Genomic DNA, 12,363 nt, shown 5'->3' with positions numbered 1-12,363 from the left:
GGCTACCATAACAGGTATAACCGGGAGAATTGTCATGCGTGACCCTGAACTGCCGGACTCCATGCCGGATTTCTTTACCGCCGCAATCATGTTTGCCGGCATCAACCTGATGTGGATCTTCTTTGTGGTCTGGGTGATGTACGGTCTGGTGCCGGTGCTGGTGCTGGCCGTGCTTATCAACCATTTCATCACAAGGCTGGACATCAGGCTGAATTCACAGCGGGCTTAGACCCCGCCCCGCCAGCTGCGGATGCCGGGCCGTCAGCGGCCCGCCAGTACCCGTGAAGCTGCCTCCAGCGCGCCTGTTCCGTGCGGGATATCCAGCGCGGTGAGGCCGGTTTGAATGCCGCCCAGAAGACCCATCACCATCTGTCCGTTCACATGCCCCATGTGGCCAAGCCGGAAAAACCCGTGCCATTCCGGGCTTTTGGGCGCGGCCATGCCAAGGCCGATGCCCAGGGTCAGCCCCAGGTTCTGCTCCACCCAGTCGCGCAGGCGGGTGCCGTCCGGCGCGCCGATGTGCAGCGCGGTGACCGCATGGGAGCGCAAGGCGCGGTCCGCCACATTCATCCGCAGCGGGCCCACTGCGCCCCAGGCCTCACAGGCGGCCCAGATGGTTTGGGCCAGATGAGCATGGCGTTTCCACACATTATCAAGCCCTTCGCCGTGGATCATGTCCAGCGCAGCGCGCAGGCCGTAGAGGTGATGGGTGGGCGCGGTGCCGCCGAAGTACTGGTAGAACTCCTCCGGGTTGGCACGCGGCGCCCAGTCCCAGTAGCGGCTGATCCGCGGCAGCGCCGCCCGCGCCGCGGCAGCTTTGTCGTTGAAGAACACGAAGCTGATACCTGGCGGCATCATCAGCCCCTTCTGGCTGGCGGTGACCATGACGTCGACGCCCCAGGCGTCCATCTCGAACCGCTCGCACCCCAGTGAGGCGATGCAGTCGGCCATCAGGAGCGCCGGATGGCCTGCCTCATCCAGCAGTTGGCGCAGGCCCGGTATGTCGTTGCGGATGGAGCTCGAGGTGTCCACATGCACGCCCAGCACCGCCTTGATCCGGTGGTCCGTGTCAGCAGCCAGCACCTCACCAATGCGGGCCATGTCCCAGGGGGCACGGGTGCCGAAATCGAGCACCTGGGTTTCGATCCCCAAACTGTCCGCCATTTCCGACCAGCCGACGGCAAAGCGGCCCGAGGAGGGCACCAGCACCAGATCGCCCGGCTGCAGGGTGTTCTGCAGGGCCGCCTCCCAGGCGCCGTGGCCGTTGGCGATATAGATGGCGGCGTGATGCTGGGTGCGCGCGACCCGGCGCAGGTCCGGGATCAGGCCAGCGGTCATCTCCACCAGTTCGCCCGCGTAGATGTTGGGCGAGGCGCGGTGCATCGCCTGCAGCACCTGGTCCGGCACCACCGAAGGCCCCGGAATGGCCCGGTACTGCCGCCCTGCCGATACGTTCACTGGTCCGCTCATCCCTGATGTTCCCTGACAGCGCGCGCCCCGGGGGCCGCCGCGGTTGATCCATGCCGGCACAGTAGCCGGACCGCTGCCGGCGTCAATTGCCGCGGACGCAGGGTCACGGCGAAGTGCTTGCGCCCTGCTTCCCACCTGCTTAAATGGCGCAGGAACGACAGGGAAAGGCCCGCAATGACACGAATTTCCCGCCGGGAAGCGCTGACATGAGCCGGAAACCGCATAAATCCTCCAAGGAGCTGTTCGGCTGGCTGTGGCGCGGATACCTGCGCCATTACATCGGTCTTCTGGGCATCGCGGTGATTTTCATGCTGATCGAGGGCGCCACCATGGGCGCGCTTGGCTACATGATGCAGCCGATGTTCGACCTGGTGTTCGTGGCTGGCAACTCCACCGCGCTGGTCTGGGTCAGCCTGGCGTTTCTGGCGATCTTCACCCTGCGCGGGATCTCCAGCGTCACCCAGAAGGTGCTGCTGAGCAAGGTGTCGCAGACCTCTGCCGCGCATCTGCGCAAGGACATGCTGGCGCGGCTGATCCGCCAGGACCCGGCGTTTCACCAGCAGCACCCGCCGGGGCTGCTGCTGCAGCGGGTGCAAAGTGACGTGGGCGCGATCAATTCGGTCTGGCAGGCGGTGATCACCGGCGCGGGCCGCGATCTTGTGGCGCTGGTGGCGGTGCTGGGCGTGGCCTTCAGCATCGACTGGCGCTGGACGCTGATCCTGCTGATCGGGGTGCCGGTGCTGTTGCTGCCGATTTCCACCATCCAGCGCTATGTGCGCAAGAAGGCGTCGCGCGCCCGCGATCTGGGCGCCGATCTGGCGACAAGGCTGGACGAGATTTTCCACGGCATCGTGCCGGTCAAGCTGAACCGGCTGGAGGAGTATCAGACCCGCCGCTTTGGCGAGCGGCAGGATGAATTTGTCCGCTCGGAGGTGAAGGCGGCCTTTGGCACCTCCTCGATTTCGGGGATGACCGACATCATGGCCGGTGTCGGCTTCATGGCGGTGCTGCTTTATGGCGGCAATGAGATTATCGCCGGCGAAAAGACCGTCGGCCAGTTCATGAGCTTCTTCACCTCGATCGGGCTGTCGTTTGAACCGATGCGGCGGCTGGCCAATATCTCCGGCGTCTGGCAGAGCGCGGCCGCAGCCCTGGAGCGGATCAAGGAGCTGCTGGATGCGCCGATCCTGCTGGGCGAGCCTGCAAGCCCGAAGCCGGCGCCGGAAGGGCTGCCCGGGATCAAGCTGGAGGCGGTGGACCTGAGCTATGGCGAAGCGAATATCCTGCACGGGCTGAACCTGGAGGCCGAGGCCGGCAGGACCACGGCACTGGTGGGTGCCTCGGGTGCCGGCAAATCGACGATCTTCAACCTGCTCACCCGGATGGTGGACCCGCAGGCGGGCTCTGTCGCCGTGGGCGGGGTTGAGGTCACCGATCTGAACACTGCCGATCTGCGCGGGCTGTTTTCGGTCGTCACCCAGGATGCGATGCTGTTTGACGAGACCCTGCGCGAGAACATCGTGCTGGGCCGCACGGACGTCAGCGATGAGGAATTGCAGGCGGCGCTGGAGGCTTCGCATGTGGCGGATTTCCTGCCCAAGCTGGAGCATGGGCTGGAGACACGGGTCGGCCCGCGCGGCTCAGCCCTGTCGGGCGGCCAGCGGCAGCGGGTGGTGATTGCGCGCGCCCTGCTGCGCAACACGCCGGTGCTCTTGCTGGACGAGGCGACCTCGGCGCTGGATGCGCAGTCTGAGAAGGTTGTGCAGAAGGCGCTGGACAAGCTGTCGGGCGGGCGCACCACGCTGGTGATCGCGCACCGTCTGTCGACCATCCGCAATGCCGACAAGATCGTGGTGATGGACCGCGGCCGGGTGGTGGACCAGGGCAGCCATGACGAGCTGCTGGCCCGCGGCGGCATCTATGCCGACCTCTACCGCCTTCAGTTTCAGGACGGCAAGACGGTGGTGGACACCGCAGGCATTGCCGCCCAGGCAGAGCAGGTTCCCGGCGGCGCCCGGCGCGGCCGGGAACGCTGGTTCCGGCGCTTTGCCAAGAAGGTGTTTGGCTGAGGCCAGCGCGCGCCTTCCCGGACGATGGTCAGGCGCGGCCCGGCCTGATGGCCGCGCGGACCGTGCAGTCTATTTGCTGTAGGACCGTGCCAACCTTTCCGGCTTTACACCAAAAAAATACCGTGCCAGCGTCCACAGGTTGCGCGCGCCGCGCCGCAGCCAGCCTGCACGCTGGTAGCGCACGGCGCTGGTGAGCGCCGCGCTTGGCAGGACAGTGATCCCTTTGAGACGGCGCGCCAGCGCCACGTCCTCCATCAGCACCTGATCCGGGTAGCCGCCCGCAGACTCGTAATCCGTGCGGGCAATCAGCAGCCCCTGATCACCGTAAGGCAGCCCGAACAGGCGCGTGCGCAGATTGGCCCAGCCGGCGACCCAGGCGGGCATTGCCCCGCGCGCCCGGAACCGCAGGCGGAAACAGGCGGGGCGGCCCTGCCCCTCTGCCAGGTGCTGCGCCACCGATGCGGCCCAGCCGGCTTCCAGATGGGTGTCGGCGTGCAGCACCAAGAGCCACTCCCCCTGTGCAGCCGCGCAGCCGCGCCGCAGCTGGCCGCCGCGGGAGGACGTGCCGGTGATCCATTCGGCTCCGGACGCTTCGGCAATGGCGCGGGTCGCATCCGTTGAACCGCCATCGCTGACCACCAGCTCCCGGATAAGCCCGGCCGCCAGCCCCTCCATCAGATGCTCCAGCGCGGCGGGCAGCTCTCCTTCAGCGTTCAAAGTGGGAATGACGATGCTAACCGGCGCGGGCATGGGTACTCCTTGAAGCGGATTTGCTGTTTTCTTCCGCCCTGCTTCCTATATCACTGGGCCAAGCAGTGAAACGCCGTTGGCAGCAACCCGGAGACACAAATGAGCGACCGCCGCATCCTGCGCCTGACTGGCGCTGACGCCAAGAGCTTCTTGCAGGGGCTGGTGACCAATAATGTGGACCATCTGGACAGCGGGCTGGTCTATGCCGCGCTGCTGACGCCGCAGGGAAAATACCTGGCGGATTTCTTTCTGGCCGCAGACGGCGATGCGGTGCTGCTGGACGTGGAGGCCTCGCTGACCGAGGGGCTGATGAAGCGGCTGAACATGTACCGGCTGCGCGCCGATGTGCAGGTGGAGATGACCGGCTTGCAGGTGAAGCGCGGCACTGGCGCGGCCCCCGAAGGCGCGCTGATGGACCCGCGCCACGCGGATCTGGGCTGGCGGCTGTATGGCGCTGAAGGCGGCGACGATGGCAGCGACTGGGACGCGATCCGGGTGGCGCATTGCATTCCCGAAAGCGGCGTGGAGCTGGGGCCGGAGAGCTATATCCTGGAGGCGGGTTTTGAGGCGCTGAAGGGCGTTGATTTCCGCAAGGGCTGCTATGTCGGCCAGGAGGTGACGGCGCGGATGAAGCACAAGACCGAGCTGCGCAAGGGGTTGCGCAGGGTCGAAGTCGCGGGCGCGGCCCCAGTAGGGACAGAGATCACCGCGGACGGCAAACCGGTAGGCACGCTGTTCACCCAGTCGGGCGGCAAGGGCATTGCCTATCTGCGGTTCGACCGCGCCAAGGGGGAGATGCAGGCGGGGGACGCCCGCGTCACCTGGCAGGCGTGAGCGGGCTGAACGATACGGTTCTCTCCCTGCTGGGCGCGGAGGTTTTGCGCGCCCGCCCGCTGCATGGCGGCGATTTGTCGGAAGTGCAGCTTCTGGAGCTGTCAGATGGCCGCCGTGTGGTGGCCAAGACCGGGCCTTTGGTGGCGGCGGAGGCGGCGATGCTGCGCGCGATCCGGGACGCGGGCGCGCCTGCGCCGGAGGTGCTGGGCGTTGCCGGTCAAGCGCTGCTGATGGAAGCGCTGGAGGAAACCGGGGCCACTTCAAATGGCTGGCAGGCGTTGGGGCAATCCCTGCGGCAGCTGCATTCTGCAACCGGGCCGCGCTACGGCTGGGCGGAAGACTATGCCTTTGGTCCGGTGGCGATTCCGAACGCGCCGCTGGCGGACTGGGTGGAGTTCTGGACCAGCCGCCGCTTGCTGGCTGCCCCGGACGCCCTGCCCCGTGACCTGCGGCCACGCATTGAAGCGCTGTGTGCCCGGCTGCCGGAGCTGCTGCCCGACACGCCGCCTGCCGCGCTGCTGCATGGCGATCTGTGGAGCGGCAATGTACTGTTCAGCGCCCCCCAGGCCTATCTGATCGACCCGGCGTGCTATTACGGCGATGCTGAGGTGGATCTGGCGATGCTAAATCTGTTCGGCGCGCCGCCTGCAGTTTTTCACGACGCTTATGGCGCACTGGAACCGGGATTTGAGGCCCGCCGTGCCATCTATCAGCTGTGGCCTGCGCTGGTGCATCTGCGGCTGTTCGGCAGCGGCTACCGAAACATGGTCGAGGCTCGGCTGGAGGCACTGAGTTTCTGAAAAGCCTCTGTTCATCTGATTGCGTTAGGGTCGCCGCAGGATTTGCTGAAAGGGTAATTGATGCGTCTGATGTTTGCAGCCTGCGCCGCCGTGCTGGCGGCCTCCCCTGCTTGGGCGGACTACTGGAGTTACAAGGACTGGCATGTCGCCACGGAACCGCATGAGACGGAGCAGGATAGCTATCTGACCTGCCGCGCCTGGACCGGCGGCGATGGCGATCCGCTGCTGGCGCTGGAGGTGTTTTCCGGCGATGCGGGCCCGCCGGATGTCTACCCGATGGCCAAGGTGCAGGAATACGCGCCGCGTCATTACCCGACGCTGATGCAGCAGGGCGGCACGGTGGATTTCCTCTTTGACTTCGACCGCAGTTTCTCCCTCTCTGCCGGGATCAATTCCTGGATCAATGAGGAAGGCCTGGCCGAAGCCGAAAGCGCGCTGCGGTTCCAGGACCATCTGGTGATGCTGCAAGCCATGAAACAGGGCAGCTGGGTGGAGATCTGGGCCGGCAACGACATGTTCTACGAGGCCTCGCTCAGCGGGTTCACCGCGGCCTATGGCAAAATGATGGATGAATGCGGCTTCAGCCTGGCGCTGCCTGCGGGGTGATCCGCCCGGCGGCTGGTGCAAAAGTTTTTGAAAACTTTTGCCAAGACTTTTCAGAAAAGTCTTGGGCGCTGCGCAGACACAGAAAAAGCCGCCCCCGAGGGAGGGCGGCTTTTCCGTTTTTCCGAAGGCGTCCCGGTTCAGGCGCGCTCGGAATATTCCATGGTCTCTGTGTTCACCACGATCATCTCATCCTGGCCGACAAACGGCGGCACCATGACTTTGACGCCATTGTCCAGGATCGCGGGCTTGAAGGAGTTTGCCGCGGTCTGGCCTTTGACGACCGGCTCAGTCTCGACGATCTTGCAGGTGACTTTCTGCGGCACGGTCGCGTTCAGCGCCTCGGCTTCGTAGAATTCCACCACAATGGTCATGCCATCCTGCAGGAATGGGCGGCGGTCGCCCAGCAGCTCCGCAGGCAGTTCGATCTGCTCATAGGTTTCGGCGTCCATGAACACCAGCATGCCGTCGCTCTCATAGAGGAACTGCTGGTCTTTCTGCTCCAGGCGGACACGCTCCACTTTGTCCGCGGAACGGAAACGTTCGTTCAGCTTGGAGCCGTTGCGCAGGTTGCGCATCTCGACCTGGGCAAAAGCGCCGCCCTTGCCGGGTTTGACGTGGTCGACCTTCACCGCTGCCCAAAGGCCGCCATTATGTTCCAGCACATTGCCGGGACGGATTTCGTTGCCGTTGATCTTGGGCATGGGAAAATGCCTTTCAGATGGTTGATGATAATTTGCAAGACCCTATATCTGGCGGGCTGATCGCTGGCAAGACAAGGATATGGTATGGAAGATCTGTGAATAAGATATGCGCAAATTGCATGAAAGCTATGCATCTGCGCTCTATCCGAATCGTCACACTTCCGTCATAAGCAGCGCTACGCCGAAAATTGCAATAGCAAGAACAACAAGGGATACGAGATGCGAGATTTCGTAGACGGCACCGCTTATAATAACGAGCAAGGCAACCGCGCCCGCAAACTGTTTGCAGCCGTTGTCCTGGCCGCACTGGATGATGCCATCGCCGACGACAAGAAATACGGCAATGGCCCGGAACAGATCGCCCGCTGGGCGCGCTCGCGCGATGGCCGCGAAGTGCTGTCCTGCGCCGGCATCGACCCGAACGAACGGGTTGTGGAAGGCCTGATGGACTTCGTGGGCCGCGGTGTGCGGACCTCGGTTGCTTTGTCGCGTGAAGAAAGCGAACGCCGCAACGCTGCGCAGGCTGAAGCCGCTTAAGGCTTCCCCTGCGCATTGCTGAAAAGCGCGCCCTTAGGGGCGCGTTTTTCTTTTTGCATGCCGGGGTTTCCGCAGGGTCACCCTGTCGCGCGGCAGCCGCCGCGGGACGCTTGCGGCACAGCCCCCATGGACGGGGGCGTCTAACCTGCTATGCAGGCCCCTGAACAACGGGGTGCAGGCAGGGAGCGGCTGATGGCACGCGCAATCATGATCCAGGGCACCGGCAGCAATGTCGGCAAGTCACTGCTGGTGGCGGGACTGGCGCGCGCTTATGTGCGGCGCGGGCTGAAGGTGGCGCCGTTCAAGCCGCAGAACATGTCGAACAACGCCGCGGTGACACCTGAGGGCGGCGAGATCGGCCGCGCCCAGGCGCTGCAGGCGCGGGCCGCCAAACGCCCGCCCCATACCGATATGAATCCGGTGCTGTTGAAGCCGGAGACCGATACCGGTGCGCAGGTGATTGTGCAGGGCAAGCGCCGCGGCACCCAAGGAGCCGGATCGTTCATGCGCGACAAATCCGGCCTGCTGGAAGCGGCACTGGAGAGCTTTCACCGGCTGGCGGCGGATGCCGATCTGGTGCTGATCGAGGGCGCAGGCTCCCCGGCCGAGACCAACCTGCGCAAGAACGACATTGCCAATATGGGCTTCGCCTGCGCCGCCGGGGTGCCGGTGGTGATTGCCGGCGACATTCACCGCGGCGGGGTGATTGCGCAAATTGTTGGCACCCATGCGGTGCTGGAGCCTCAGGACCTCGAGCGGGTCGTGGGTTTCATGGTGAACCGCTTCCGCGGCGACCTGAGCCTGTTTGACGGCGGCCGCGACGACATTGCCGCGCGCACCGGCTGGCCGTCCTTGGGCGTGGTGCCGTGGTTCTGGGATGCCTGGAAACTGCCCGCCGAGGACATGATGGACATCGCTTCGCGCCAGGGCGGCGCCTGCAAGGTGGTGGTGCCGCAGCTGGAGCGGATGGCGAATTTCGACGACCTGGACCCGCTGGCGGCGGAGCCGGAGGTGACGGTGGAGATCGTGCCGCCGGGCCGCGCCCTGCCCGGCGATGCGGACCTGGTGATCCTGCCCGGCAGCAAATCGACCATCGGCGATCTCAACTATTTACGGGCGCAGGGCTGGGACATCGACATCCTGGCGCATCACCGGCGCGGCGGCCATGTACTGGGGCTGTGCGGCGGCTACCAGATGCTGGGTAAGACCATCGACGATCCCGAAGGAGTTGACGGGCGGCCCGGCAAGGTAGACGGTCTGGGCCTCCTGGACGTGCACACGGTGATGGCGGGGGAAAAGCGCGTAACGCTGACCGAAGCTGTCACCCGCGACGGCAACCTGCCTGTGAGCGGTTATGAGATTCACATGGGCCGCACCACCGGCGCCGACTGCGCCCGCGCCTGGCTCAGCATTGATGGGCGGGCCGAGGGCGCGGCCTCTGCCGACGGGCGCGTCAAGGGCTCCTACCTGCATGGGCTGTTTTCCGAGGACGCCTTCCGCGCCAGCGTGCTGGCTTCGCTGGGGCATGCAAGCCAGGCGGGATATGAGGACGGTGTGGAGGAGGTGCTGGACGCGCTGGCCGATCACCTGGAGCGCTACATGGATCTGGATCAGCTGATGGAGCTGGCGCAGGAGGTACGGGCCTGACCGCAGCCGCCGGGCTGGCTGCCGTCCCCTTTCTCCGTCGCCTTCGCTGATGCCGGGAAATGGCGGTCAGGGTTCTGCGTCAAGGACTTGCCAGCTTGCTGGCGCGCAGCGTCCTTGATGCAGGTTCCGGTGCGCCATAGGCATCTGCCTGCGAAGGCGATGGGGAAAGGGGACGGCCCCCGTTTTCTCTTGAGCCGGAAGCGGGCCCTTTCATCCCTCCCCCGAAACAAACCTATCCAGAAACGGACCGGATCAGAGCAGGTCGTGGGCGGCCAATGCGCGGTGGATTTCGCGGCGGACCAGTTTACGCACGTTGCGGGTTATGCGCTCACCCAGCGGGCCCTGCAGTTCCTCGCGGACGATGGAGGCCACCAGGTCGCGCAGGGCGTCTTCGTCGAGGTAGCTGTCGCTGCCCTCCTCCGCCAGCGTGTCCATTGCCGCGCCGGTGACTGCGTCTTCCACCGCCGCCTCCAGCGTGTCCGCAGCCGCTTCCGGATCCAGCGCTGCTTCGGCGCTGGCCGGGTCATCGGCAGTGTCCGGTGCGATATCCTCTGCAGCGGCATCCGGGATGCCGTTGTCCGCGCGGCGGGTGCGGCGGTGCGGCAGCGGCTCATCCCGCCATTCGATGGTGTCGGGACCGGCGCCGGCAAAGGGCGCCTCGGTCTGGCTGTCCGGCTCCCAGTGCTGCCGGGCGCGGTCCTGTGCGGCTGTGCTGCGCGCCTCCAGCTCCGCAATCTTGCGGACTACGGATGCGGCGCGGGCGCCGGCGGTGGTGCTGGCGAGGCTTTCCTCCGTCAGCAGGACTGGCGCGGCCTTTTGGGCGTCCGCCTCCCCTTCAGCGTGTGTACCTTCGTCCCCGGCTTCATCGTCAGCGTGCTGCCCGGCTCCGGCAGCGGCGGCAAACAGGGTGGTTTCGGGGTTGCCCCAGGGCGCATCTGTTTCGGCAGGATCCGCAGCGGCGGCAGACGGGGCCTGATCTTCGGCCGTCTCCTGCGGTGCATCCGCGTTCGTTCGGCCAATGTCCCGGTCCCTGTGGTGGCGGAAGGCCAGCGGCGGTTCCGGTGCCAGGCTGGCGGCGAGGTCTTCCGCAGCTGCGGTATCCGCGATGGCGGCGGTGCCACCGCCCTGTTCTTGTGCTTCGAAACCAGTCTGCTGCAGGTCTTCCGCTGCCTGCTCGGCCGGTTCCGCGACAGCCTCAGCAGCCTCTGTGTCCTGCTCTGCCTCTGGTTCTGCGGCGGGCGGGCCGCTGACGGGGGCGTCGGACTCCTGCACCCGCAGGGCGGGTGTCAGCACCAGCCGCGCCGCCGGTTCCGGCGCCGCGGGCTGTTGCCGTGTGTCTTCGCTCACCAACCGGCGGATCGAGGACAATACATCTTCAATCTCAGCGTGGGTAACTGGGTCGGACATTATCTAAAACCACTCTTGCCTCTTGAGTCAGAGTGTAGCGGCCTTCCCCTTCCCGCACAACTGATAGGATGAATTGTCAGTTACGTCCCAAGGCCTTGAGCACCCGGTCCAGATCCTTGCCGCGCTTGCTGTGATGGGCCGGAGCGTCCTTGACCAGGTTGTAATAGAGGGTGGGATCGTAGATCTCGACCGCCAGGCCGATATGCTCTGCGGTCAGCAGCCCCTGCGACTGCAGCAGCTGATAGGCCGCCAGGGCCTGGTTCGCACGGGCATTGACCTGTTCGGTCTGCGCGTCGAGATATTCCTGCTCAGCCTGCAGCACATCCAGCGTGGTGCGGGCACCCAGGGTGGCTTCCTCGCGAATGCCGTCAAAAGCCACTTTGGAGGCGCGCACCCGTTCGCCGGAGGAGACCAGGGTTGCGCGGGCGGTTTCGACGTTGAAATAGGCGGCGCTGACCGATTGCAGGATCGTGCGCTGAACGTTGATCAGAGTGCCGCGTTCGGCATCGGCGGTGGCAATGGCCCGGCGCCGGGTCGCGGCGTTGAGACCGCCAGTGTAGAGCTGCTGGTTGAGCGACAGCGAGGCGGTGAAATCCGAGGAGGTGCCGGTTCCGTCATTGATGTTTTCGCCAAGGCCTGCACGGGCGGTGAAGTTCACGCTCGGCCCCAGCGCCTTGGTGGTGGCCTGCACCAGCAGGTCGGACGCCTTGACCGAGAACTGCTGTGCCAGAAGGTCGGGCTGGTTGCGCAGGGCAATCGACTGCGCCTGATCAAGCGAGGCGCTGCGCGCCGGCAGCCGCGGCTGGCCTGCGATGCTGCCCGGCTGATGGCCGACCACCTGCAGATAAGTGGCGCGGGCAGTCCGCAGCGTGCCTTCGGAATCAGTCAGGTTGGCGCGGGCGGCCGCCACCCGGCTTTCGGCAAGCGCCACGTCGGTGCGGGTGACCTCGCCGACCTCGAACCGGTCCTGGGCCGCTTTCAGTTCCTCCTGCAGCAGACGCAGGTTGTTGCGGCGCAGCGACACGTTTTCCTGCCCCTGCAGCACGCCGACATAGGCCTGAACCGCCGAGAACAGCACCTGCTGCTCAATGCTGATCAGCCGTTGGCGGGTGGCCAGCACCAGTTCCTGCGCGGCCTGTTTGCGCAGCCGCGTTTCACCGCCGTCAAAAACAAGCTGGGTCAGCTGCAGCTGGGTGCGGATTTCATTGTCGGTGAATTCATTGAAGTTGCCGAACTGGCTGGTGCCGCGGGTGTAGGTATGGGTGGCAGAGGTGGTCCATTCGATCACCGGGCGCAGGCGGGCAACGCCTGCGGCGACATCTTCGTCCGCGGCGCGCAGCAGCGCCCGGTTCTGTTCCAAAAGTCCGCTGGTCTTATATGCGCCAATCATCGCGTCGGACAGGTTGTCCGCCGCCGCCTTCAGCGGCATCAGCGCCGTCGCCGCCACGCCGCCGGCAAATACAAAAGCCTTGAACACACTCGCCGGAAATTTCATTCGCATCGGTTGCCTTATCTTTTGCCGCGCCGCCAGCCGCGGTTTGT

At 65.4% G+C, this 12,363-nt stretch carries 12 protein-coding genes; 7 read left to right on the top strand and 5 right to left on the bottom strand.

What is annotated here, in order from left to right; translation table 11 throughout:
- The first annotated feature begins 34 nt into the window (after positions 1-34).
- Positions 35-229, top strand: coding sequence for a hypothetical protein (locus tag RA25_RS00500; RefSeq protein WP_039151328.1), 195 nt, complete (start codon positions 35-37; stop codon positions 227-229).
- 32 nt (positions 230-261) lie between these two features.
- Here RA25_RS00500 and RA25_RS00495 read toward each other — a convergent pair whose 3' ends face one another.
- Positions 262-1,470 carry a pyridoxal-phosphate-dependent aminotransferase family protein gene (locus tag RA25_RS00495; RefSeq protein WP_082023011.1) on the bottom strand — a complete coding sequence of 403 codons (1,209 nt, stop codon included), beginning with the start codon at positions 1,468-1,470 and terminating at the stop codon, positions 262-264.
- Positions 1,471-1,676: 206 nt separating this feature from the next.
- Between RA25_RS00495 and RA25_RS00490 the strand changes: the two genes are divergently transcribed.
- Positions 1,677-3,539 carry an ABC transporter ATP-binding protein gene (locus tag RA25_RS00490; RefSeq protein ID WP_039169409.1) on the top strand — a complete coding sequence of 621 codons (1,863 nt, stop codon included), beginning with the start codon at positions 1,677-1,679 and terminating at the stop codon, positions 3,537-3,539.
- A 69-nt stretch (positions 3,540-3,608) separates the two neighbouring features.
- On the opposite strand, the gene RA25_RS00485 is transcribed toward RA25_RS00490, so the two are convergent.
- Positions 3,609-4,289 (bottom strand): TIGR04283 family arsenosugar biosynthesis glycosyltransferase, encoded by a 681-nt coding sequence (locus RA25_RS00485; protein ID WP_039169406.1) that lies wholly within the window; start codon positions 4,287-4,289, stop codon positions 3,609-3,611.
- A 99-nt stretch (positions 4,290-4,388) separates the two neighbouring features.
- Here RA25_RS00485 and ygfZ point away from each other — a divergent pair, with 99 nt between their 5' ends.
- From ygfZ to RA25_RS00470, 3 genes are read left to right on the top strand one after another with little or no spacing between them, the layout of a single operon-like run.
- Entirely contained in the window at positions 4,389-5,123 is a 735-nt protein-coding gene (ygfZ, locus tag RA25_RS00480) for a CAF17-like 4Fe-4S cluster assembly/insertion protein YgfZ (protein WP_039169401.1), read from the top strand.
- Positions 5,120-5,923 (top strand): fructosamine kinase family protein, encoded by an 804-nt coding sequence (locus tag RA25_RS00475; protein ID WP_039169396.1) that lies wholly within the window; start codon positions 5,120-5,122, stop codon positions 5,921-5,923. The genes ygfZ and RA25_RS00475 overlap by 4 nt, the downstream gene beginning before the upstream one ends.
- A gap of 60 nt (positions 5,924-5,983) precedes the next feature.
- Positions 5,984-6,529: a hypothetical protein gene (locus tag RA25_RS00470; RefSeq protein WP_039169393.1), complete on the top strand. Its 546-nt coding sequence runs from the start codon at positions 5,984-5,986 to the stop codon at positions 6,527-6,529.
- Positions 6,530-6,666: 137 nt separating this feature from the next.
- Here RA25_RS00470 and efp read toward each other — a convergent pair whose 3' ends face one another.
- Entirely contained in the window at positions 6,667-7,230 is a 564-nt protein-coding gene (efp, locus tag RA25_RS00465) for an elongation factor P (protein ID WP_019296123.1), read from the bottom strand.
- A gap of 219 nt (positions 7,231-7,449) precedes the next feature.
- Here efp and RA25_RS00460 point away from each other — a divergent pair, with 219 nt between their 5' ends.
- Both RA25_RS00460 and RA25_RS00455 read left to right on the top strand, forming a co-directional pair.
- On the top strand, positions 7,450-7,767 hold the full coding sequence (locus RA25_RS00460) for a DUF6280 family protein (protein WP_008556013.1): 318 nt from the start codon (positions 7,450-7,452) through the stop codon (positions 7,765-7,767).
- Between the two features lie 192 nt (positions 7,768-7,959).
- Positions 7,960-9,414 (top strand): cobyric acid synthase, encoded by a 1,455-nt coding sequence (locus tag RA25_RS00455; protein ID WP_193747952.1) that lies wholly within the window; start codon positions 7,960-7,962, stop codon positions 9,412-9,414.
- A gap of 252 nt (positions 9,415-9,666) precedes the next feature.
- Here RA25_RS00455 and RA25_RS22040 read toward each other — a convergent pair whose 3' ends face one another.
- Together RA25_RS22040 and RA25_RS00445 are read right to left on the bottom strand one after the other, a co-directional pair.
- Entirely contained in the window at positions 9,667-10,821 is a 1,155-nt protein-coding gene (locus tag RA25_RS22040; RefSeq protein ID WP_052254124.1) for a hypothetical protein, read from the bottom strand.
- A gap of 76 nt (positions 10,822-10,897) precedes the next feature.
- The gene (locus tag RA25_RS00445; protein ID WP_039169390.1) at positions 10,898-12,322 is read right to left on the bottom strand and encodes a TolC family outer membrane protein; all 1,425 of its coding nucleotides are present in this window, start codon (positions 12,320-12,322) and stop codon (positions 10,898-10,900) included.
- Between the last annotated feature and the right edge of the window lie 41 nt (positions 12,323-12,363).

The sequence above is a fragment of the Leisingera sp. ANG-S5 genome, from assembly GCF_000813925.1.
GTDB lineage: Bacteria > Pseudomonadota > Alphaproteobacteria > Rhodobacterales > Rhodobacteraceae > Leisingera.
Note: the sequence above shows the minus strand (reverse complement) of the source record. Positions and strands in the feature narration are given on the sequence as shown.